Origin of the sequence: Bacillus sp. FSL K6-1366 (assembly GCF_037976695.1) — a bacterium.
Classification (GTDB): Bacteria; Bacillota; Bacilli; order Bacillales; family Bacillaceae; genus Bacillus; species Bacillus subtilis.
In genome coordinates, this window is record NZ_CP150268.1 from 4,033,917 (window position 1) to 4,060,806 (window position 26,890).

The 26,890-nt window shown below is 45.3% G+C and carries 5 protein-coding genes; 2 read left to right on the top strand and 3 right to left on the bottom strand.

The genetic code is table 11. The features are described 5' to 3' along the window. The first annotated feature begins 25 nt into the window (after positions 1-25). Both MHI44_RS20770 and MHI44_RS20775 read left to right on the top strand, forming a co-directional pair. On the top strand, positions 26-16,492 hold the full coding sequence (locus tag MHI44_RS20770) for an amino acid adenylation domain-containing protein (RefSeq protein ID WP_339203599.1): 16,467 nt from the start codon (positions 26-28) through the stop codon (positions 16,490-16,492). Between the two features lie 14 nt (positions 16,493-16,506). After that, positions 16,507-24,135 (top strand): beta-ketoacyl synthase N-terminal-like domain-containing protein, encoded by a 7,629-nt coding sequence (locus tag MHI44_RS20775; protein WP_339202580.1) that lies wholly within the window; start codon positions 16,507-16,509, stop codon positions 24,133-24,135. 44 nt (positions 24,136-24,179) lie between these two features. On the opposite strand, the gene MHI44_RS20780 is transcribed toward MHI44_RS20775, so the two are convergent. From MHI44_RS20780 to MHI44_RS20790, 3 genes are all read right to left on the bottom strand, one after another. After that, the gene (locus MHI44_RS20780) at positions 24,180-25,397 is read right to left on the bottom strand and encodes a cytochrome P450 (RefSeq protein WP_106073938.1); all 1,218 of its coding nucleotides are present in this window, start codon (positions 25,395-25,397) and stop codon (positions 24,180-24,182) included. A gap of 230 nt (positions 25,398-25,627) precedes the next feature. Further along, positions 25,628-25,984: a hypothetical protein gene (locus tag MHI44_RS20785; protein ID WP_003245436.1), complete on the bottom strand. Its 357-nt coding sequence runs from the start codon at positions 25,982-25,984 to the stop codon at positions 25,628-25,630. Between the two features lie 78 nt (positions 25,985-26,062). Then, positions 26,063-26,887 carry an MBL fold metallo-hydrolase gene (locus MHI44_RS20790; protein ID WP_128740346.1) on the bottom strand — a complete coding sequence of 275 codons (825 nt, stop codon included), beginning with the start codon at positions 26,885-26,887 and terminating at the stop codon, positions 26,063-26,065. Between the last annotated feature and the right edge of the window lie 3 nt (positions 26,888-26,890).

Genomic DNA, 26,890 nt, shown 5'->3' on the forward strand with positions numbered 1-26,890 from the left:
TGAGGTGGAAGAACATCTTAAAGGCATGAAGCGGCAGTTGAAAAGCCCGCTTTCAGAAGGGCAAAAAGGGCTGTGGATGCTTCAAAAAATGTCTCCTGGGATGAGTGCATATCATATTCCTTTATGCTTTCGCTTCAGCAAACCAATACATGCAGAGACGTTCAAGAAAGCCCTTCTGTTTGTACAGAGACAATATCCGATCTTAGCCAGTGTGATTCAAGAAGAAAATGGCATTCCATTTCAATCGGTTCAGTTATCAAAGGATCTTTATTTTGTGGAAGAGAATATATCAGCAATGAAATCAGCAGATATCTTTCCTTTTCTAAAAGAAAAAGCAAAAGAACCTTTCCAGTTGGATGCTGGTCCGTTATGGCGCACACACCTTTTTCATCGGTTAGAAGAATGCATTGTTCTTATAACAATTCACCATATCATATTTGATGGTGTGTCGATGCTGACATTGATATCGGCGCTATTCGAAGCGTATCAACAATTGCTGAATGGGATTGAGCCCTTGCAGCAGCCATTAACAGCTGATTATTACGATTTTGTCGATTGGGAAAAACGGATGCTGACTGGCAGAGAAGGGGAAGAGCATCTCGCTTACTGGAAAGAACAGTTGTCTGGGAGTCTGCCAGTTCTTGATTTGCCTGCTGACCGTCCGCGGTCTTCAGCACGAAAATTCAAGGGGCAAGCTTATAAAAGCTTGCTCCCTCATCACCTGAGCAATCAAATTAAATCGTTTGCCCGCACCAATCATGTGAATGAATCGGTTGTGTTTCTCTCCATTTACAAAGTGTTGCTGCATCATTATACAAAACAAAAGGATATCATTGTTGGCGTTCCGACAATGGGTCGGCAAGAAGACAGATTTGAAACCCTAATCGGTTATTTTATCAATATGATGGCTGTTCGGAGCAAGAATATCGGATCTCAGCCATTAACAGCATTTATTCGGGAACTGCAGCTGACAGTGGCTGACGGCCTGGATCATGCGGCGTTTCCGTTCCCTGCATTGGTAAGAGAGCTGAATGTAGACCGCTCGGCCGCGGATTCTCCGGTTTTTCAAACAGCTTTTCTGTACCAAAACTTTTTTCAAGCAACAGGCTTGCAAAAAGTGCTCGAACCGTATCAAACGCTTGGCATCGAATATATTGAAGACATTCGGCAAGAGGGTGAATTTGAGCTGGCGCTCGAAATATATGAGCAAGAAAATGAAACAGTGCTTCATCTTCTGTACAACCCTGATTTGTATGAACTGTCCTCCATTGAAAGCATGATGGAGAACTATATGAAGCTCGCGCAGCACATGATGGAGGACCCGTCTTTGCCGCTTGAAGCCTACTCTTTGCGATTAAATCAAGAACAAACTAATTTGGTGGAACAATGGAATGCGACAGGGACAAACATCGCAAATGACAAGTGTATACATGAGGTGTTTGAGGAAAAAGCGAAACAAACCCCCGATGCGGTTGCTGTGATGTTTGAAGACAGATCACTTACATATAAAGAAGTAGATGAAAAAAGCACATCTGTGGCAGTCTACCTTCAACATCAGGGTGTTAGACCTGAACAGCCCGTTGGCATTTGTGCAGAGCGTTCGTTTGATATGATCATCGGAATTTTAGGAATACTGAAAGCTGGCGGAGCGTATGTGCCGTTAGATCCAAGTTTTCCGCAAGAACGATTAAAGTACATGCTCAAAGACAGTCAGGCATCCATTGTCCTCACCCAACCTAACGTTCATGATAGGATCAGCGGATTAACTGGCAGCCATGTAAAAGCGATCAATATCGAGTTAGCTTGCCGAAACGGTTATACAGACCAGCAAAGCAGCGGTTTAAAGCGGGAAGTAAAACCGGAACACCTCGCTTATATTATTTATACATCGGGAAGCACCGGAGAGCCTAAAGGGGTTATGGTAGAGCATCGGAGCATTATGAATACCCTGAATTTTCTTGAATCTCACTATCCTGTAACGGCTGAGGATGCATATTTATTGAAGACGAACTATGTGTTTGATGTATCGATCTCAGAATTATTCGGATGGTTTATTGGAGATGGCCGTCTAGTGATTCTTCCGCCTAATGGGGAGAAATCACCGCAGCTTTGCATGGATTATATTGAAACATATAAAGTGACTCACATTAATTTTGTGCCGGCCATGCTGCATGTTTTTTTAGAAATGGCGAAAGACAACAAGCGATTCACAGAGGACGGTCCGCTGAAGTATATGATGGTTGCAGGTGAAGCCTTCCCTAAAGAATTAGTGAAAAAGGCGGTATCGCTCTTTACAAACTGCCGGGTTGAAAATATATACGGACCGACGGAAGCCTCCATTTACGCTGCGTATTTCGGATGCGGAAAAGGAGATATCGCAAGTCACCATACACCGATTGGAAAGCCTGTCTCCAACACGAAAATTTATATTGTGGACCAGCATTTGAAGCCTGTCCCGATCGGAAAGCCAGGTGAGCTTTGCATCGCTGGAGCCGGCTTAGCAAGAGGCTACTTTAAAAAGCCGGGGCTTACGGCTGAAAAATTTATTGATAATCCCTTTGAATCAGGGACGAAGCTATATAAATCGGGTGATTCAGCAAGGTGGCTTCCTGACGGCAACATAGAATACTTGGGACGGATTGACAGCCAAGTCAAAATACGCGGTTTTCGCGTCGAGCTGGGCGCAATAGAAACAAAGCTGGGTGAATTTCCGGGCATTTTAGATCAGGCGGTAGTGGTGAAGCAGCTTGAGGGCCATCAACAGCTCGCTGCTTATTATACAGAGGAAAGCGGACATGCCTCTGCCAATCCAAAAGATTTGCGCCTTCATCTAAAATCGAGTCTGCCCGAATATATGATACCTTCACACTTTATCCGCTTAGATGAGCTTCCATTATCGCCCAGCGGAAAAGTGAACCGTAAAGAATTAGAAAAACGCGAGATCGTGTTCAACAGAAGGAAACCAAATCACTTGCAATTAACGGAAATAGAGGATCAGGTGCTGCGTATTTGGGAGGAAACGCTCAAGGTCAGCGGATTTGGGCCGGAAGACGGATTTTTCGATGCGGGCGGCGATTCGCTTCTGGCTGTAGCTGTGGCTGAACGAATCAAAAAAGAATTCGATTGTGAGTTTCATGTTACTGAGCTGTTTGAGTTTTCCACGATCCGTGCAATCAGTGAATATATTTTGGAGATGAAAAACTCAGATCTAGCCGGGACACAAAATGAAGATCATTATGATATCAAAAAAGATAGAAAACACCTAGAACAGAAGATTCCCCCTTATTTTGATGACAGTGTTGCGATTGTGGGGATATCTTGCCAGTTCCCGGGTGCGAAAAATCATCATGACTTCTGGAACCACATCAAAGAAGGCAAAGAAAGCATACGATTCTTTTCTGAAGAAGAGCTTCGCGCAAATGGAGTTCCCGAAGAATTGATACAGCATCCTGACTATGTGCCTGTGCAATCTGTGATCGAAGGGAAAGACTTATTCGATCCCGGTTTCTTTCAAATCTCGCCAAAAGATGCTGAGTATATGGACCCTCAGCTCCGCCTCTTATTGCTGCACTCCTGGAAAGCGATTGAAGATGCAGGATATGTGGCTAAGGAGATTCCGGCAACAAGTGTATATATGTCTGCAAGCAGCAATTCATATAGAACGTTATTGCCGAAGGAGACAACAGAAGGACATGAATCACCGGATGGCTATGTCTCATGGGTTTTAGCCCAAAGCGGAACCATTCCCACAATGATCTCACATAAGCTCGGATTAAAAGGGCCAAGCTATTTTGTTCATTCTAACTGTTCTTCATCACTAGTCGGTTTATATCAAGCATACAAAAGCCTGACATCGGGCGAATCACAATATGCGCTTGTCGGAGGCGCAACATTGCACGCACAATCAGCGATCGGCTACGTGCACCAAAACGGGTTGAATTTTTCAAGCGACGGGCATGTAAAGGCGTTCGATGCTTCGGCGGACGGAATGGCCGGGGGCGAAGGCGTAGCCGTCATCCTGCTGAAAAAAGCTGTGGATGCCGTAAAAGACGGAGACCATATTTATGCGATTATGCGCGGAATAGGCATCAATAATGATGGGGCAGAAAAAGCCGGCTTCTATGCGCCAAGTGTAAAAGGCCAAACAGAGGTGATACAGCATGTATTGGATACAACCAAGGTTCATCCTGAAACGGTCAGTTATATTGAAGCGCACGGGACGGGAACGAAATTAGGCGATCCTATTGAAATGTCTGCGCTAAATAAAGTGTACAAGCAATACACAGACAAAACACAATTTTGCGGAATTGGTTCAGTGAAAACGAATATTGGCCATTTGGATACAGCTGCGGGGTTAGCCGGATGTATTAAAGTTGCGATGAGTTTATACCATAATGAACTTGCACCGACCATCAACTGTACGGAGCCGAATCCGGATATAAAGTTTGAAAGCTCTCCTTTTTATGTTGTCCGTGAACGAAAATCGTTAGAGAAACACGCAGGTGTCCATCGGGCGGCTCTGAGCTCATTCGGCCTTGGCGGAACTAACGCCCATGCAATATTTGAGCAATATGAAAACATTTCTGATGCAGGTACCGAAAACGAAGGCAATCAGCCTTACATCATTCCTATATCAGCAAAAAATAGTGAACGGCTCCAAGTATACGCGAAGGAAATGCTGTCCTATATCAGTCAAGACGAGCAAAGGCATTTCTCTTTAAGAGATATTGCATATACCTTCCAAGTCGGCCGTGAAGCAATGGATAACAGGATCGTTTTTATAGTGAACGATCTGGAAGAGTGGAAACATCAGCTGGAAGCTTTTGTGACTGGAAAGCCGCTCGCAGAAGGCTGTATTCAAGGAGAAAAAACGAGAATGACATCCGCTGAACAGCTGCTTGGAAATGCTGAAGCAGATGATATGGCTTCATCGCGGATATCAAAAGAAGAATTGAGAAAGCTTGCCGAGATGTGGGCAAATGGCTTTCACGTTGAATGGCGCAGGCTCTATCCAAATATAAAGCCACGCCGCATCAGCTTGCCGACATACCCTTTTGCCGAAGAACGATACTGGCCTGAAAGCAGCACCGGCGCTATCACAACAATTGAACCATCTCGTTTGCATCCTTTGGTGCACCATAATACATCGGTTCTGTCAGAGCAGCGTTTCAGCTCCATTTTCACAGGACAAGAGTATTTTATTGCCGAGCATATCATTAAAGGCATGGCGATTTTGCCGGCGGCGGTCACGCTTGAAATGGCAAGAGCCGCTATAGAACAAGGAATTGGCGGATTGGAGGATCATGAAACTGGAATCAGGCTGAAAAATGTCGTGTGGGTTCGCCCGGTTGTAGCAGGAAGTGAGCCGGTTCAGGTAAATATCGGACTTTACGATGAAGATGGCGGACATATTGCTTATCGGATGTATGGTGATCCGGAATCCGCTGATGCAGAACCAGTTGTATATAACCAAGGTAAAGCGGAATTGATTCAGTTAAAGCGAGAAAAAGCACTGGATCTTTCTAAGATCAAGAAACAATGTGATCAAAGCAAAATGGATGCTGCCTCGTTTTATGAAGGGATGATCGGCGCCGATTACGGTCCAGGTTACAAGAGTGTAGAGGCCGTATATAAAGGCGACGGCCAGCTGCTTGCCAAATTATCACTGCCAGAATCTGTTGCACATACGTTGGGCGATTATGTTCTTCATCCAAGTGTAATGGACGGGGCGTTACAGGCGGCTGAATATTTGCAAAATGTCGTCAGAGCGGAACTTTCAGACACTGAAGACTTTAAGGCAGCACTGCCATTTGCCCTGGAGGAACTTGAGGTCTTTCGTCAGTGCGTTTCTGACATGTGGGTTTATGTTCAATTCAACTCGAAAAACAAACCAGGAGATTTGATACAGAAAGTCGATATTCACCTATGTGATGAGCATGGCATGATCTGCGTGCGGCTGAAAGGATTTTCGACGAGGGTGATGGAGGCAGATATACAAACCGAACCATCAAAAATGAACGCTGAAACTTTATTGCTTCAGCCCGTTTGGCAAGAACAAAAGGCTGCTGACGGCTTAGCTGCAAAAAAATATGCAGAGTATCTCGTGTTCCTCTGTGAATATGACAATGAGACGAGAGAACAGATTGAAGCAGCCATCGAGGATGTTCATGTATACAGCCTGGAAGCAAGGCCTTCTTCAGTAGATGGGCGTTTCCATTCTTATACAGAACAAGTGTTTAAAAAGGTACAAGAGATCATTCGTACGAAACCGAAAGACGGCATTCTCGTTCAGATCGTGACCTCTGCCGAGGGAGAACAGCAATTGTTTTCAGGGTTGACAGGACTGCTGAAAACAGCTTGTCAGGAAAATGACAAACTAACCGGCCAAATGATTGAAGTCAGCAGTGAAGAAAGTGGAGGAAGCATTGCTGGCAAACTGTTAGAAAATCAAATGAGCAGCGATTCATATGTCAAATATCAAAACGGGACACGGTATATTGCTGATTGGCGTGAAATCAAACAGGCAAAAGGAGACGGCAGCAAGCCGTGGAAAGACAATGGCGTTTATCTCATTACAGGAGGTGCCGGCGGACTAGGTCATATTTTTGCAAAGGAAATTGCGGAACAAACGAAAAATGCGACAGTCATTCTGGCAGGCCGCTCACCTCTTAGCGAAAGCAAAAGCAAAAAGCTGGAAGAGCTTCATAGCAAGGGGGCTGACATCACCTACCGGCAAACAGATGTTACCAATAAAATTGAAGTCTATCAGCTCATTGACGACATTCAAAAAAGATATGGCCGTCTGAACGGTATTCTTCATAGTGCCGGAATCATCAAGGACAGTTACCTGGTTAATAAACAGGCAAAAGATCTGCACGATGTACTGGCGCCTAAAGTAAAAGGGCTTGTTTATCTAGACGAAGCGAGCAAGGATTTGCCTTTAGACTTCTTTATTCTCTTTTCATCTCTTTCAGGAAGTTTAGGGAGCATTGGCCAGTCTGACTATGCGGCAGCCAATGTATTTATGGATATGTATGCAGGCTATCGAAATAGGCTTGCCGACCTCAGCCAGCGGCATGGGAAGACGCTTTCTGTAAACTGGCCTTTATGGAGAGATGGAGGCATGCAGGTCGATCAAGAAACTGAGAAAAGGCTTGTACAACTTGCCGGTATTGTTCCTATGAGGGCAGAAAAAGGAATTCAGGCATTATATCAAGCACTTCATTCAGAGGCAAACCAAGTAATGGTGATCGAAGGCGATGTGCAAAAAATAAAACAAAACATGCTGGCAAAAAACGCCTCAGCACCTATGGAAAAGAAGGAAGCAGAACACATGACTGAACAAATAAATAGCATTGATACAGACAGTTTGCTGGATAAAGTAAAGGCGATGTTAAAGCGAGAGATCGCCAAGCTGTTAAAGGTCAAGCTTGAAACGATTGATGATCATGCCGAGATGACGGTGTATGGTTTTGATTCTATCTCCATGACTGAATTCACCAACCATATCAATCGCGCCTATCAGTTAGAGCTGACGCCAACCGTATTTTTTGACCACCCGACGATTCATGCGTTTGGCAAGCATTTGTCAGAAGAATATCAATCGGTATTTGCGAAGACATTTGCTGTGCGCGCTGCATCGGCTAAGATTCAGCCTGCTGCGAAACAGGAACAAGCCGTGCGTGCCAAAGCTAAAAGACGCAGAAAGCAGCAAGTCATGCTGCCAAACGCCATACAGAGTGATGCAGGGCCTGAGCCAATTGCCATTGTGGGCATAAGCGGGATTTTCCCTATGGCGAAAGATGTTGAGGCGTACTGGAACATCTTAAAAGAGGGCAAAGACTGCATGACGGAAATCCCGAAAGATCGCTGGGATTGGCGTGAATATGAAGGTGATCCGGCGAAGGAAGTCAATAAAACGAACGTGAAATGGGGCGGCTTTATTGACGGTATTGCAGATTTTGATCCATTATTCTTTGGCATTTCCCCGCGTGAAGCTGAACAAATGGAACCACAGCAGCGCTTACTGCTGACTTACGCCTGGAAAGCGATCGAAGATGCAGGATATTCGGCGAAAAGGTTGTCAGGCACAAAGACCGGCGTCTTCATCGGAACGGGAAATACAGGATACAGCTCTCTTCTATCTAAAGCGAACTCGGCAATAGAAGGATCAGCGGCAGCCAATACGAGCCCATCGGTCGGTCCGAACCGGGTCAGTTATTTCCTTAATCTGCACGGGCCGAGCGAACCGATTGATACAGCGTGCTCAAGTTCACTAGTGGCAATCCACCATGCCATCTCTTCAATTGAAGAAGGCACTTGTGACATGGCATTAGCCGGCGGTGTAAATACGATTATCCTTCCTGAGGTGTATATCAGCTTTGATAAGGCGGGAGCACTGAGCAAAGAAGGAAAATGCAAGACGTTTTCAAATCAAGCCGATGGTTTTGCGCATGGGGAAGGTGCCGGCATACTGTTCCTGAAAAAATTAAAAGCGGCTGAAGAAGCGGGAGACCACATTTACGGAGTCATAAAAGGCAGTGCAATCAATCACGGCGGCCGTGCAGCCTCTTTAACGACTCCCAATCCGAAGGCGCAGGCAGATGTTATTCAGTCGGCATATCAAAAAGCGGGAATCGATCCGAAAACCGTGACCTACATTGAAGCCCACGGAACCGGGACGGAGCTTGGAGACCCGGTTGAAATTAACGGTTTGAAATCAGCTTTTAAAGCATTGGGTGTAAATGAAGGAGACACATCAGCCAATCCTTACTGCGGTTTAGGTTCTGTAAAGACAAACATTGGCCACTTATCGCTGGCAGCCGGTGCAGCAGGAGTTATTAAAATATTATTGCAGCTTAAGCATAAAACCTTAGTGAAAAGTCTGCATTGCGAAAACGTGAATCCATACATTCAGCTGAAAAACAGTCCGTTCTATATCGTACGGGAAACGGAAGAATGGAAAGCGCTGAAAAATGAACGGGGAGAAGAGCTTCCTCGCCGGGCAGGTGTCAGTTCATTTGGAATCGGCGGGGTAAACGCCCACGTGATTATCGAGGAATATATTCCGGAAGCATCCGATGAGAATATACCATCCATCACGCCGGAACATCCGGGTATCTTCGTTTTATCGGCTAAAAATGAAGCGCGGCTAAAAGAACATGCACAGCAGCTGGCAGATGCGCTTGATAAGCAAACATATAGTGACGTAAATCTCGCCCGAATCGCTTATACACTGCAAGCCGGACGGGATGCGATGGAAGAACGTCTCGGGATTATTTCCGGTTCCATTGAGGATTTACAGCAAAAGTTAAAAGACTTTGCAGCGGAGAAAAGCGGTGTGGAGGATGTATTTAAAGGCAGGATTGATAAAGGCACACTCCAAATGCTGACAGAGGACGAAGAGATTCAAGAAGCCGTCGAGAAATGGATGGAACGGGGAAAGTATGCAAAATTGCTTGAATTATGGGTAAAAGGGCTTGATGTAGACTGGACGAAATTGTATGGCGAGAATCTGCCAAAGCGCATCAGCTTGCCGACGTATCCATTCGCAAAAGACCGTTATTGGATCTCTGATCATATTGAAAAAAGCGGCAGCATTGATGCAAATCAAGCAGCCTCCCGCCTTGGCGGAGCCATGCTGCATCCATTAATGCATCAAAACACATCGAATCTCTCGGAACAAAGGTTTAGCTCTATTTATACGGGAGAAGAGTTTTTCCTTGCTGATCATGTTGTGAAAGGCCAACGGATTTTGCCGGGAGTGGCTCATCTTGAATTGGCGCGGGCAGCTGTTGAGCAGGCCGCAGAGGTACAAGATGTACCGCGCATCATGAAGCTAAAGAATGCGGTGTGGGTGCGGCCTATTGTTGTAGAGGATCAGCCGCAGCAAGTACACATTAGGCTTTTACCGGGAGAAAATGGTCAGATCTCTTATGAAATCTATGGTCATTCAGACGTTACTGGCGAACAGTCAATCGTCTACAGTCAAGGCAGCGCGATATTGAATCCTGCTGAAAATCTGCCGGCGGTTGATTTGCAATCTCTGCGGGAGCAGTGTCAGGAAAGTCATTTCAGCGTAAACGAAGTATACGACACCTATCGAATGATTGGATTTGAATATGGTCCTGCTTATCGCGGAGTGAAAAAAATCTATACAGCTGAACAATTTGTTTTGGCAAAATTGTCATTGCATCCGTCAGCTGCAGATACGCTCAGCCAATACAAAATGCACCCTGGGCTGATGGATTCTGCTTTGCAGGCGTCAAGCATTTTGACAGGCGCCGGGGATAACCAGCTGACACTGCCTTTTGCGGTCCAGGAGCTTGAAGTCTTCGGAGCATGTTCGTCAGAAATGTGGGTATACGCAAGATACAGCCAAGGCAGCAAGGCAACTGATAAGGTGCAAAAGCGCGATCTTGATATTTTAGATGAGAGCGGCAATGTTTGCGTACGGATGAAAGGATTATCTTTCAGAGCAGCAGAAGGCGGCTCTGGATCGGCGGAATCTGCTCAAACGCTGGCAACCCTGATGTTTGAAGAAAAATGGGTGCCTAAGGATTTAAAAAAAGATAGTCCTGAGCCTCATTACGAACGGCACATTGTCATGCTTTGCGACATGAATGGCCTCTCAAAAGATCGCATTGAATCAAGAATGACAGGAGCGGAATGCATCGTTTTGGAGTCATTCCGCGAAGGACTTGCAGAGAGGTTCCAAGATTATGCCGAACAAGCGCTTGAGACGGTCCAGGGTCTTCTCAAAAGCAGACCTCAGGGCAATGTTCTGATCCAGCTGCTTACCTCTGCACAAAGAAAGCAGTACTCATTCTCAGGGCTATCGGCGCTCCTTAAAACCGCCGGCCTGGAGAATAAAAAACTAATCGGCCAGACGATTGAAATCGATTCACATGAAAATATTGAAAGTGTGATAGAAAAACTGAAAGAGAATAAAAGGCACACAGAAGATCAGCACATCAAATATGAAAAAGGCAAACGGTACATCAATGATCTGGATGAAATGCAAATAGATGATCGGGAAATAAGCATGCCGTGGAGAGATAAAGGTGTTTACCTCATCACGGGCGGCGCAGGAGGACTTGGGTTTATTTTTGCAAAAGAAATTGCTCGTCAAGCCGAACAGCCTGTGCTCATTCTGACAGGCAGATCCGAGTTGAATGCGGATCAGCAGGCGGAGCTAAACGAACTTCAGCAATTAGGTGCTCGCGCAGAATACAGGCAGGTTGACGTGACACAAACGGAAGCAGCCTCCGAGCTTATCACAAGCATTACGTCTGATTACGAAGACTTGAATGGTGTCATTCACAGCGCTGGGCTGATTAAAGATAACTATCTTATGAGCAAAACCAATGAAGAGCTGACACAAGTTCTCGCTCCTAAGGTGAAAGGGCTTGTGAATGTGGATGAGGCAACCGAGCATCTTGCGTTAGATTTCTTTATCCTCTTTTCTTCAATATCAAGTGTTGCCGGCAGCGCGGGACAGGCCGATTATGCAATGGCTAATGCATTTATGGACAGTTATGCTGCTTATCGGAATGCGCTTGTAACCGCCATGTACAGGCACGGACAAACGTTGTCAATCAATTGGCCGCTCTGGAAAGAAGGCGGCATGCGCGCGAATAAAGAAATTGAAAACATGACGTTGAAAAACACAGGTGTGACTCCAATGCGGACCGAGACCGGCATTCAAGCGCTGTATAAAGCTTTGGCATTTGGCAAAGATCAAGTCATCGTCATGGAAGGAATCAAAGACATGATGAGGGAAAAGCTGACTCAAAAGCCGTCTTCTGATGATGTACCAATGAAAACAGTGCAAGTACCGGTGACATCTGAAGCAAGAATGGATCAAGGGAATATGTTTGACCACATTCAAGAAGTTTTAAAGCAAACAATCTCTCAATTGCTCAAAATCAAACCTGAAGAGATTGACCCGGACATGGAGTTTAATCAATATGGATTTGATTCGATTACGTTAACTGAATTCGCAAATACACTGAATGAGAAGTACAAGCTGGATCTTACGCCTACGATCTTCTTTGAGCACGCAACTGTTTATGCATTTGCAGGGTATCTGTCAGAAGAATATCCAAATGCTTTTACAGCTCAAACGCCTGCCAAAGCTGAGGTGCTGATGCAGCCTGTCGAACAGAATATAAAAAATATGACGTTTTCGACTGAAAACCGCTTTGTACAACCTTCGATAACACCAATGCAAAAGGAAGCTGATCACAAGCCTGAGCCTATTGCGATTGTTGGGATGAGCGGCGTTTTCCCAAAGGCAAAAGACGTTGAGGAATATTGGAAGAACCTGTCATCGGGCGCAGATTGTATTACAGAGGTTCCAAAAGACCGCTGGGATTGGCAGGAGTATTACGGAGACCCTCTGAAAGAAGCGAATAAAACAAACGTCAAATGGGGCGGTTTTATTGATGAAGTAGCTGACTTTGATCCATTGTTCTTCGGCATATCTCCGCTGGAGGCTGAGCAGATGGAGCCTCAGCAGCGCCTGTTAATGACCTATGCGTGGAAGGCGGTAGAAGAAGCGGGACACTCAGCGAGAAGCCTGGCAGGAACCAAAACGGGCATCTTCATCGGGACAGGAAACACAGGGTACAGTTCACTTCTGTCAAATGTAGACATCGAAGGCTCAGCGGCTGCGAATATGAGTCCTTCTGCAGGACCGAATAGAGTCAGTTATTTCCTGAACATTCATGGACCGAGTGAACCGATCGACACTGCGTGCTCAAGCTCTTTGGTCGCCATTCATCATGCGGTTTGCGCCATTGAAAATGGAAACTGTGAAATGGCGATTGCGGGAGGGGTCAACACGGTCGTAACTCCGCAAGGCCATATCGCCTATGATAAAGCCGGGGCGCTGAGCAAAGAAGGAAGATGCAAAACATTTTCTGACAAAGCCGATGGATTCGCAGTCAGTGAAGGTGCCGGCATTCTCTTTCTGAAAAAGCTGACAGCGGCTGAACGAGACGGTGATCATATTTACGGTGTCATTAAAGGAAGTGCGGTAAACCACGGTGGCCGCGCAAATTCTCTAACGACTCCTAATCCGAAAGCTCAGGCGGATGTCGTAAAAACAGCATATGAAAAAGCGGGAATTGATCCAAGAACCGTAACTTATATTGAAGCGCATGGGACTGGAACCAAGCTGGGCGATCCAGTAGAAATCAACGGCTTAAAAGCGGCATTTAAAGAGCTGTATGAAAAAACGGGGGACCCGGCTGTTCATGGCAGCCATTGCGGACTTGGATCAGCGAAAACAAACATCGGTCACTTATCGCTTGCGGCCGGTGTGGCGGGTGTCATTAAAGTGTTATTGCAGCTCAAGCATAAAACGCTTGTCAAAAGTCTGTACAGTGAAACTGTTAATCCATATATCAGACTGGATGACAGCCCGTTTTATATTGTGCAGGAATCGAGAGAGTGGCAGGCGCTTCGGGATGAAGCCGGCCGAGAGCTGCCGCGCCGCGCAGGTATCAGTTCGTTCGGGATAGGCGGCGTCAATGCCCACGTGGTCATTGAGGAATATATTCCGAAAGAAACAACCCATCCTGCAACAGCACCAGCTGTGACAGCACAGCACCCGGGCATCTTTATTTTGTCGGCAAAGGATGAAGATCGTCTGAAAGACCAAGCCCGGCAATTAGCAGACTTTATCAGCAAGCGATCTATCACTGCTCGTGACCTCACTGATATTGCTTATACACTCCAAGAGGGGCGTGATGCAATGGAGGAGAGATTAGGGATCATCGCTGTCTCGACTGGGGACTTGCTGGAAAAACTGAACCTCTTTATAGAAGGGGGCACCAATGCGAAGTACATGTACAGAGGCAGAGCAGAAAAAGGTATCGCACAAACATTGAGATCAGATGACGAAGTACAGAAAACGCTCAACAATAGCTGGGAGCCTCACACATATGAAAGACTGCTTGATTTATGGGTAAAAGGCATGGAAATAGGCTGGAGTAAACTGTATGACGGCAAACAGCCGAAACGCATAAGCCTCCCTACCTATCCATTTGCGAAAGAACGCTACTGGATAACGGATACGAAAGAGGAGACAGCCGCCCATCAAACAGCTTTAAAAACAGTCGAATCAGCAGCTTTGCATGCATTGATACATGTCAACACATCTGATTTGTCAGAGCAGCGTTTCAGCTCGGCCTTTACAGGTGCTGAGTTCTTTTTCGCCGATCATAAGGTGAAGGGAAAACCGGTTATGCCGGGCGTGGCATATCTTGAGATGGTTCATGCTGCCGTTACAAGAGCAGTGAGAAGAACCGAAGATCAACAATCTGTTATTCACATCAAAAATGTTGTGTGGGTGCAGCCGATTGTGGCGGACGGCCAGCCTGTGCAAGTGGATATCAGTCTAAATCCCCAGCAGGACGGCGAGATTGCTTTTAACGTCTATACAGAGGCTGCACATAATGATCGAAAGATACATTGTCAAGGCAGTGCTTCAATCCGTGGGGCAGGAGACATTCCAGTCCAGGATATCAGCGTGCTTCAAGATCAATGCAGTTTAAGCACACTCTCACACGACCAGTGTTATGAATTGTTTAAGGTGATCGGCATTGACTACGGACCTGGTTTTCAAGGGATAGATCGGCTTTACATCGGCCGCAATCAAGCCTTGGCAGAGCTTTCTCTGCCTGCTGGTGTAACTCACACACTGAATGAATTCGTTCTTCATCCAAGTATGGCCGACTCTGCTTTACAAGCGTCGATCGGGCTAAAGCTGAATTCCGGTGACGAGCAGCTTTCTCTGCCTTTTGCGCTGCAAGAGCTAGAAATATTCAGCCCGTGTACAAATAAAATGTGGGTGTCTGTGACATCTCGTCCTAATGAGGACAAAATACAGAGACTGGATATTGATTTGTGTGATGAACAAGGCCGAGTGTGTGTAAGAATCAAGGGGATTACCTCAAGGCTGCTGGAAGAAGGCATACAACCGCCAGACGGGCCGACATCACTAGGAAACTCCAAAGCAACTCTTAACGGAGCGCTTCTTATGGCGCCGATATGGGATCGAGTGCAGCTGGAGAAGAGGAGGATTTCGCCTGCTGATGAGCGTGTTGTCATCCTCGGAGGGGATGACAACAGCAGAAAAGCTGTTCAAAGGCAGATCCCATTTGCCAAGGAGCTGTACATTGAGCCGAACGCATCAATTCATAGAATTGCAGGACAGCTTGAAGCACTCGGATCGTTTGACCACATTGTGTGGATGTCTCCTTCTCGTGTGACAGAGTGCGAAGTCGGCGATGAAATGATTGAAGCCCAAGATCAAGGCGTCATTCAAATGTATAGGCTCATTAAGGCAATGCTTTCTTTAGGCTATGGACAGAAGGAGATAAGCTGGACGGTCGTGACGGTGAATACACAATATGTTGATCAGCATGATATTGTCGACCCGGTCGATGCCGGGGTGCACGGCCTGATCGGTTCAATGGCAAAAGAATATCCAAATTGGCAGACAAAGCTGATCGATGTTAAAAAATACGAAGATTTGCCGTTATCTCAACTCCTTTCCTTGCCTGCCGATCAAGAAGGGAATACGTGGGCCTATCGAAACAAGATTTGGCATAAGCTTCGTTTGATTCCAGTACACAACAATCAACCGGTGCACACGAAGTATAAGCACGGAGGTGTTTATGTTGTCATAGGCGGAGCTGGTGGTATTGGTGAGGCGTGGAGTGAATATATGATCAGAACATATCGGGCGCAGATCGTTTGGATTGGCAGAAGGAAAAAGGATGCAGCCATTCAAAGGAAGCTGGACAGACTTGCGCGTCTAGGGCCAGCCCCGTATTACATTCAAGCTGATGCGGCTAACCGAGAGGAATTAGAACGCGCGTATGAAACAATGAAACAAACGCATCGAGAAATCAACGGCATCATCCATTCTGCGATTGTCTTACAAGACCGAAGCCTGATGAATATGAGTGAGGAATGTTTCAGAAACGTTCTTGCTGCAAAGGTTGATGTAAGCGTGCGAATGGCCCAAGTTTTCCGGCATGAACCACTGGATTTTGTTTTGTTTTTCTCTTCCGTACAATCGTTTGCAAGAGCTTCCGGACAAAGCAATTACGCTGCGGGCTGCAGTTTTAAGGATGCTTTTGCACAGCGGTTGTCTCACGTATGGCCTTGTACAGTGGCCGTGATGAATTGGAGTTATTGGGGAAGCATTGGTGTTGTTTCATCACCGGATTACCAGAAGAGAATGGCTCAGGCAGGCATAGGCTCAATTGAAGCCCCTGAAGCAATGGAAGCTTTGGAATTGCTGCTCGGGGGACCGCTGAAGCAGCTAGTGATGATGAAAATGGCAAACGAAACGAATGATGAAGCGGAACAGACAGAAGAAACGATTGAAGTGTACCCGGAAACTCACGGCTCCGCCATTCAAAAGCTGCGAAGCTATCACCCGGGTGACAGCACAAAGATTCAACAACTGTTATAGGAGGGGAAGCGCCAATGCTGAACACAGAAGACATTCTCTGTAAAATGCTTTTCGCACAATTACAGTCCATAGGGTTTTTCACAGAAAGTAAATCCCAGCCGGTATTGGAGAATTTCTATGGCAGATGGTTTGAAGAAAGCCAATCGATTTTAGAACGGCATCAATTTCTCAAGCGAACGGAGAACGGACATGTTCCAATACGCTCAATAGGCACCATGAGCGAGCTGTGGAAAGAATGGAATGAACAAAAATCTGACCTGCTTCAAGACAATAATATGAAAGCCATGGTGACATTGGTGGAGACAGCACTTAAAGCCTTGCCGGAGGTTCTGACCGGCAAGGCGTCAGCCACCGATATCCTGTTTCCGAATTCATCTATGGATTTAGTAGAAGGGGTCTATAAAAACAATCAAGTCGCAGACTATTTTAATGATGTGCTTGCAGATACGTTAACAGCCTATCTGCAAGAACGTCTGAAGCAAGAGCCTGAGGCGAAGATTCGAATATTAGAAATCGGAGCCGGGACCGGCGGGACAAGCGCGGCTGTTTTTCAAAAATTGAAAGCATGGCAGACACATATAAAAGAATATTGCTATACAGATCTGTCTAAAGCTTTTTTAATGCATGCAGAAAATAAGTATGGTCCTGACAATCCATATTTGACATATAAACGATTTAATGTCGAGGAGCCGGCGTCTGAACAGCATATTGATGCGGGAGGCTACGACGCGGTCATCGCGGCAAATGTGCTTCATGCCACAAAAAATATCCGGCAGACATTGCGAAATGCAAAAGCAGTTTTGAAAAAAAACGGGCTGCTCCTTTTAAATGAAATAAGTGATCATAATATATACTCGCATTTGACGTTCGGCCTTTTAGAGGGCTGGTGGCTGTATGAGGACCCTGATCTTCGCATACCGGGCTGTCCGGGCCTGTATCCGGATACTTGGAAAACGGTGCTTGAGAGTGAAGGATTTCGCTATGTTTCCTTTATGGCTGAACAATCGCATCAGCTCGGCCAGCAGATCATTGCCGCTGAAAGTAACGGAGTCGTCCGTCAAAAGAAGAGAACGGGGGCAGAAGAAGATCCAAGCCATATACAAATGAATGCTGAAATCGATCATTCACAGGAAAGCGATTCTCTCATCGAACAAACGGCACAATTTGTGAAGCATACGCTGGCAAAATCAATCAAACTATCACCAGAACGTATTCACGAAGATACGACATTTGAGAAGTATGGAATTGATTCGATTTTGCAGGTGAATTTCATTCGTGAATTAGAAAAAGTGACAGGAGAGCTTCCAAAAACCATTTTATTTGAACATAACAACACAAAAGAACTCGTCGAATATTTAGTAAAGGGGCATGAAAATAAGCTCCGGACAGCATTGTTAAAGGAAAAAACGAAGCCTGCAAAAAATGAAGCTCCACTTCAAACAGAGCGTACAGATCCTAATAAGCCATTTACTTTTCATACACGCCGCTTTGTTACAAAGCAGGAAGTCACTGAAACTCAGCTAGCAAATACCGAACCACTAAAAAAAGAAAAGACAAGTAATTTGCAAAGAACACATTTTAATGATTCTAGTACAGAAGATATCGCAATAATCGGGGTAAGCGGGCGCTATCCGATGTCTAACAGTTTAGAAGAGCTTTGGGGGCATTTAATCGCCGGAGACAATTGTATTACAGAGGCACCGGAATCCAGATGGCGCACATCTTTATTGAAAACATTATCAAAAGATCCAAAAAAGCCGGCAAATAAGAAACGCTATGGCGGATTTTTACAAGATATAGAGGCATTTGACCATCAGCTTTTTGAGGTGGAGCAAAACCGGGTGATGGAAATGACACCTGAACTCCGTTTATGTTTAGAAACCGTCTGGGAAACGTTTGAGGACGGCGGCTATACGCGAACCCGGCTGGATAAATTGCGGGATGATGACGGAGTAGGTGTTTTTATAGGGAATATGTATAACCAGTATTTTTGGAATATCCCGTCTTTAGAGCAGGCAGTCCTCAGCTCAAATGGGGGAGACTGGCACATTGCAAATCGCGTTTCCCACTTTTTTAACCTGACCGGACCGAGTATCGCTGTCAGCTCAGCATGCTCTAGTTCATTAAACGCCATACATCTTGCGTGTGAAAGCCTGAAATTGAAAAACTGCTCAATGGCGATTGCTGGGGGTGTCAATTTAACACTCGATCTCTCTAAATATGATTCTTTGGAGCGTGCCAATCTGCTGGGAAGCGGCAATCAAAGCAAAAGTTTTGGCGCAGGAAACGGGCTTATTCCCGGGGAAGGCATTGGAGCTGTCCTGTTAAAACCGCTTTCGAAGGCGATGGAAGATCAGGATCATATTTACGCTGTGATCAAAAGCAGTTTTGCCAACCATAGCGGCGGAAGACAGATGTATACAGCTCCGGACCCGAAGCAGCAAGCAAAGTTAATTGTCAAGTCGATTCAGCGGTCGGGCATTGATCCAGAGACTATTGGCTATATTGAATCGGCGGCAAATGGTTCGGCGCTGGGCGATCCTATTGAAGTAATTGCCTTAACAAACGCGTTTCAACAATATACAAACAAGAAACAGTTTTGTGCGATAGGCTCTGTCAAATCCAATCTGGGGCATTTAGAGGCGGCTTCCGGTATTTCTCAGCTGACAAAAGTACTGCTGCAGATGAAGAAAGGGACGCTGGTGCCGACAATTAACGCGCTGCCTGTCAATCCAAATATTAAGCTGGAGCACACGGCTTTCTATCTTCAGGAACAAACAAAGCCATGGCATCGCTTGAATGATCCTGAAACTGGAAAACAATTGCCTCGCAGAAGCATGATCAATTCCTTCGGAGCGGGGGGAGCCTATGCCAATCTCATTATAGAAGAATATATAGAAACAGCTGAGAAAAACCATATCGCTTCCCGCCAGCAGGAATTCACTGCCGTTTTTTCAGCCAAAACCAAATGGAGCCTGCTTAGCTACCTGGAAAACATGGAATTGTTTTTAGGGAAGGAAGCGTCTATGGATATTGAACCCGTTGTCCAGGCTTTACACCGGATCAACCACAATTTAGAGCATAGGGCTGCATTTACAGTGACATCGACTCAGGAGCTGATCGAAAAACTAAAGATGTTCCGAACATCAGAAAAAAGCTCACTCCAGCAAGGCATTTATACATCATTCGATTTACAGCCATGTGCGGAATCAGTAACTAATGATAGAGAAATAAGCGCAGCAGAGCAGTGGGTACAAGGGGGATCGATTACTTTTAAAGAAGCTGATAGAGAGAACCGATCAGGCTGGGTTCATCTGCCTCACTATGCATTTGACCATAATACATCATTTCATTTCGATGTATCGTCTATCAATGAGAAATCGTCAGATGTTGAAGACAATATCAATCAGCCTGTCATTCAAGATCAATTCACTTATGATGAGCCTTACGTTCAAGGACACGTCTTCAACAATGAACGGGTGCTTGTCGGTGCCACATATGGCAGTCTGGCCATTGAAGCATTTTTTAACCTGTTCCCTGAGGAAAACAGCGGCCGTATCAGCAAATTAAGTTATATCAGTCCAATTGTCATCAAACAAGGCGAGACCATTGAAATTCAGGCAAAGCCGCTGCAAAAAGATCAAGTCATAGAACTGCAAATCATGTATCGCGAGCCGTCCTCTGGTTTGTGGAAGCCTGCCTCAATCGGACAATGCGGAATCGGTTCTTTTGAGCCAAAAAAAGTCAATATCGAGAACGTTAAGCATTCATTAACTAAGCTTCATCACATCGATCAGATGTATAAAACCGGAAACGGTCCTGAATGGGGAGAGTTATTTAAGACAATTACTCATCTCTACAGAGATCACAAGTCTATACTGGCAAAAATTCGCCTGCCCCAAAGCGGGCTGGCAAACGGGCACCATTACACTGTAAGCCCATTGATGACAAACAGCGCGTACTTGGCTATCCTCAGTTTCTTAGAGCAGTTTGACATGACAGGCCTCTTCCTGCCGTTTGGAATCAATGATATCCAGTTTACAAAGCAAACGATAAAAGGGGATTGCTGGCTTTTGATTACATTGGTTAAGAATACAGGTGACATGCTGCTGTTTGATGTAGATGTGATCAATGAGTCGTCAGAAACAGTGCTGCACTACTCGGGCTACTCGCTTAAACAGCTTCGTATTTCGAATCAAAGAGGAAATCAAAATAAGGCAATCAAAGCCAGCAATCTGAAAGATCGTATCAGAAGCTATGTAACAGATAAACTGGCAGTAAACATGGCCGATTCGTCAAAATTGTCTCTTGCAAAAGCGCATATCATGGATTTTGGAATCGATTCTTCTCAATTGGTTGCACTGACAAGGGAGATGGAAGCAGAGACAAAGATCGAATTAAATCCGACTCTGTTTTTTGAGTATCCGACTATTCAAGAGCTAATCGACTTTTTTGCGGACAAACATGAAGCATCATTTGCTCAGCTGTTTGGTGAAGCTCATCAGCAGGAAGAACGCCCAGCTCAAATTGAAAACCAAATGAAACAGATTCCGGCATACGAGACGAACACGGATAAAACAATCGCACGCGCGGCAGACGGCATAGCCATTATCGGCATGTCGGGACAGTTTCCGAAAGCAAACAGCGTAACGGAATTTTGGGATAACCTTGTCCAAGGAAAGAACTGTGTCTCTGAAGTGCCGAAAGAACGCTGGGACTGGCGCAAATATGCCGCAGCCGATAAGGAAGGGCAATCAAGCCTTCAATGGGGCGGTTTTATAGAAGGAATAGGTGAGTTTGATCCCCTGTTTTTTGGCATATCGCCTAAAGAAGCGGCGAATATGGACCCACAGGAGTTTCTGCTCTTGATACATGCATGGAAGGCGATGGAAGATGCAGGCTTAACAGGGCAGGTTGTATCCAGCCGCCCGACAGGAGTATTTGTCGCAGCCGGCAATACGGATACAGCTGTGGTTCCTTCCCTAATTCCAAACCGTATATCCTATGCACTTGATGTAAAAGGGCCAAGTGAATATTATGAAGCTGCCTGTTCCTCAGCTCTAGTGGCTTTGCACAGAGCTATACAATCCATTCGAAACGGCGAATGTGAGCAAGCCATTGTCGGGGCTGTGAATTTGCTGCTTTCACCAAAAGGCTTTATTGGCTTCGACTCAATGGGCTATTTGAGTGAGAAAGGACAGGCCAAATCCTTTCAAGCAGATGCAAATGGCTTTGTCAGAAGTGAAGGAGCAGGAGTTCTCATCATTAAACCATTGCAAAAAGCCATTGAAGATTCTGATCATATTTATTCGGTTATTAAAGGTTCAGGTGTATCGCATGGCGGCAGGGGAATGTCACTTCACGCGCCAAATCCGGCCGGCATGAAGGATGCAATGATGAAGGCTTATCAAGGAGCGCAAATTGATCCCAAAACGGTGACCTATATAGAAGCGCATGGGATCGCCTCTCCATTGGCAGACGCGATAGAAATAGAGGCGTTAAAGTCAGGCTGCAGTCAACTCGAATTGGAACTTCCACAGGAAGTACGGGAGGAAGCGCCATGTTATATCAGCAGCTTAAAGCCGAGCATCGGACACGGTGAACTCGTCTCAGGCATGGCTGCTCTTATGAAGGTCAGCATGGCGATGAAGCATCAAACAATACCAGGCATATCCGGATTTTCGTCTTTGAATGACCAGGTGTCATTAAAGGGCACCCGTTTCCGAGTGACTGCCGAGAATCAGCAATGGAGGGATTTAAGTGACGATGCAGGCAAAAAAATTCCGCGCAGAGCGAGTATCAACAGCTATAGCTTTGGAGGCGTAAATGCGCACGTCATTTTAGAAGAATATATTCCTTTACCAAAACCACCGGTTAGTATGAGTGAGAATGGTGCCCACATTGTAGTTCTTTCTGCAAAGAATCAAGACAGGCTAAAAGCAATTGCTCAACAGCAGCTTGACTATGTGAATAAACAACAAGCACTGTCATTACAAGATTATGCTTATACACTTCAAACCGGCCGAGAGGAAATGGAAGACCGCCTGGCGCTCGTCGTCCGCAGTAAAGAAGAACTGGTAATCGGCTTGCAAGCCTGCTTAGCAGAAAAAGGCGATAAGCCGAAAAGTTCTATACCTGTCTTTAGCGGAAATGCAGAAAATGGCTCGTCAGATCTCGAAGCCTTGCTGGATGGTCCATTAAGAGAAATGGTGATCGAGACTTTGTTGTCTGAAAATAACCTTGAAAAGATCGCGTTTTGCTGGACAAAAGGGGTGCAAATCCCATGGGAGAAGCTTTATCAAGGAAAAGGTGCCCGCAGAATACCGTTGCCAACCTATCCATTTGAAAAGAGAAGCTGCTGGAACGGCTTTCAAGCATTAGAGAATACGCCTTCTGTTTCACAGGATGAGCGTATCAACAACAGCAGCGATCATCACATATTAGCAAATGTACTAGGGATGGCTCCGGATGAACTGCAGTCTCATAAGCCATTGCAGCAGTATGGATTTGATTCAATTTCTTGCATACAGTTATTACAGCAATTGCAATCAAAGGTGGACCCTCTCATTGCCTTGACGGAGCTTCAAGCATGCCATACTGTTCAGGACATGATGGACTTGATCGCAAAGAAACAGGAGGATACATCCTTACAAAATGATCAAGCTCGCACGTTTCCGGAATTGATACCGTTAAATGACGGCAAGCGGGGGCGCCCTGTCTTTTGGTTCCATGGCGGAGTAGGAGGAGTTGAAATCTATCAGCAATTTGCACAAAAGAGCCAGCGCCCTTTTTACGGCATTCAAGCCAGAGGATTCATGACTGATTCTGCTCCTTTGCACGGAATTGAACAAATGGCTTCCTATTATATAGAGATCATTCGATCCATACAGCCTGAAGGTCCTTATGATGTAGGCGGATATTCCTTAGGCGGGATGATTGCATATGAAGTCACTCGCCAGCTGCAAAGCCAAGGCCTTGCTGTCAAAAGCATGATGATGATTGACTCCCCATATCGTTCTGAGACAAAAGAGAATGAGGCATCTATGAAAACGTCAATGCTGCAAACAATTAATACGATGCTGGCATCGATTGCGAAACGGGAAAAGCTTACGGATGTTCTCATCAGCCGTGAAGAGGTGGACATAAGCTTAGAGGATGAAGAATTCCTGTCTGAGTTGATTGACTTGGCAAAAGAACGAGGGCTAAACAAACCAGATAAGCAAATACGTGCGCAGGCTCAGCAAATGATGAAAACACAGCGCGCCTATGATTTGGAGTCGTACACTGTTAAGCCTCTCCCTGATCCTGAGACAGTAAAATGTTATTATTTCCGCAACAAAAGCAGGTCTTTCTTTGGTGATTTAGACACTTATTTCACTTTATCAAATGAAAAAGAACCGTTTGATCAAGCTGCCTATTGGGAGGAATGGGAGCGGCAAATTCCCCATTTCCACCTGGTGGATGTCGATTCAAGCAACCACTTCATGATATTAACCGAACCGAAAGCGTCAACAGCCATGTTAGAATTTTGCGAAAAGCTCTATTCAAACAGGGGAGTAGTGAATGCGAATTTCCTTAAGGCTTTCCGGAAGAAACATGAAGCGAGGGAAGAAAAAGAAACAGATGAATTGGTGAAGCGCTGAGAAAACACAAACGCCCCCTCTTTTAAAAGGGGGCGTTTTGAATGTTATTTTGAAAGTGAAACAGGGAGACTTTCTAATCCTCTTAAAAAGACATTTTTTCTCCATTGAATGTCATCAGGTGCAACCGCAAGTTCAATATCAGGAAATCTCTTCAAAAGTGCGTTAAATGCAATGTGGCCTTCCAGCCTGGCAAGAGGCGCTCCTAAGCAGAAATGAATGCCAAAACCGAAAGAAATATGTCTGTTAGGCGACCGGTTTATATTTAATATTTCGGGGTTCTCAAAAAAATTCGGGTCGCGATTGGCAGATCCGATCCCTATAAAAATCATGTCTCCTCTTTTGATCGAATGCCCCTTATATGTAAAGTCTTCGATGGCCCACCGATTTGCCATCATAACGACAGGTGAGGTGTATCGCAGCAATTCTTCAACCGCTGTAGCGATCATTTCAGGATGCTGCTTGAGCTTCTCACATTCCTTCTTGTGCTGCAGCAATGCGAGGGTGCCTGAGCCGAGTAAGTTAACAGTCGTCTCAAGGCCGGCTACAACGAGCAAGAATAGCATCGAATAGAGCTCTTTTTCGCTTAACTTGCTGCCGTTTTCCTCAGCATGCACAAGTTTGCTGATTAAATCGTCTTTTGGCTTTATCCTTCTGTCATGGATCAGCTTGGCGATATAATCTTTAAATTCACGAAGAGCCTGATTTGTCAGCTCTCTATTACCTTCAGAGGTATCAACCATCGCATTGGTCCAGATTTGAAACTGTGACCGATCTTCTTTTGGGATTCCCATCAATTCAGATATAACAATAAAAGGCAAAGGGGAAGCGAAGGATTTCATAATATCCGCTTTATTTTCTTTTTCCATTTCATCTAAAAGCTGTTCAGCAATTTGTTCAATGCTGCCGCGCAGATTTTCAATGGTTCGGGGAGTAAATGCTTGATGAACAAGTGATCTCAGGCGGGTATGGTCAGGTGTGTCTTTTGCCAGCATATGATCGGATACAAAATCGATATCTTCACTAACGTTGAGCATTTTGATTTGTTCTTGGTTCATCACATTTTTTACGTCTCTTGTAATTCGATTGTCTTTTAAAAAGGCCATACAATCATCGTATCGGGTAATTAACCAGGCCGGATATGTGGCTCCGAACCGTTTTAATTCAAATCGGTGAATGGGCTCTTCCTCTCTAAATCGTCCTAAAACTGAAAAAGGATTGTGATGAAACTCTTTACCATGCGGATGAAACATCAATTTTTCCATTTGCATTCTCCTCGCCTAATAGGGTAAATAGATGAATCAAATTGCTGAACTAGTTTACAAAAAACAGAATGATTTGAAATGTAATCCTGTCTCTAAAACTATATATCTATTTTAGGAGTCATTCAATAGGGTGAAGAACGAAAAAAGTGAAAAAACGGCTCGATATAAAGCAGCGCCTTTGAACGAAAGCTCAAAGGCGCTACGCTGTATTATTTTGATGAAAGTGATCGTCAGCTGTGCTGGATATCAATTGTATATACTGCACGATCTGTTACGACCTTCAATCCTTCGTTTTCTTGGTGAATATGAAGCTCACCTAATAAAGGAATCTCATAGGCATTTTGCGGAAGCGGTACGTTTCCGTCCTCAGTGAATGTTGTTCCTTCGCCTTCTAAAACCAGCTCTTCTTTCGCAACATAATCATCAGGATGATTCGTACTGCGTATAGCCACTTTTTGAAGGTGGAGAACTATCTGATCCAAGTCTGATATCTCTTCATCATGGGTCAATTCACCTTTTCTAATATCAAGCGTCTGGCCGACTTTTGATTCCAGCCATTGAGAAAGCTGTGTATTCGTGTGTGCCATCAATATTCCTCCTTTTGATCTACACGATACTATTCCCAATTGCTGCATCTTTTACACGGAAAAGAGCCGCCTCACTCTTTATGTATGAAACAATTCGCTGTTGAGAGCCTTGATATAGCGTACGGCAGAACGCTGGACCGCTTCGCCGGCATTTTCTTTGACAACTTTAGAAAAAGCATTGTAAAGCCGGTTGAATTGAAGCGGTTTTACTTTGGCTGCTATTTCTTCAACTTTGGAGGCGGGAAGGGGAATGAGGTTTGGGTAGCTGTACATAAAGCTGACCCAGTTTCGGTCCGCCGCAACCGTAATGATATCTCCGGTCAATAGACAGCCTTTCCCTTCATTGCCCTTGCTCCAATGCAAAACAGCACCGCCTTTAAAATGTCCGCCCAGTCGGTAAAGGTCCAGTCCCGGCTTCACGTTGAGCGTTTCCCCTGACCAGAAGTGAATGTGATTGCTTGGCCTTGTCACCCATTCTTTATCATCCTCATGGATATAGATCGGCGCCTGAAACGCTTCAGCCCACTCAACTTGAGTAGAGTAATAATGCGGATGAGACAAGGCGATGGCTTGAATACCGCCTAATTCGTTGATTTGGTCAATTGTCTTTTGGTCAAGATATGTCATGCAATCCCACAGCACATTGAAGCCCTTATGCTGGATAAGATGGGCTGTTTGTCCAATCGCAAACTCTGGTTCAGTTTTGATGCTGTAAAGATGCTCTTCTTCCTTTTTAAGGATGTTTTGAAGGTTTCCTTTCTCACGCATGTCTTCAAGGGTTGTCCAAGTTTGTCCATCGGGATGAATATACTGTCTTTCATCCTCGCAAATCAGACACGAGTTGGGCGGATCTACAGTCTGTGCATGTTGCACACCGCATGTATTGCAGATATAATATGGCACTTT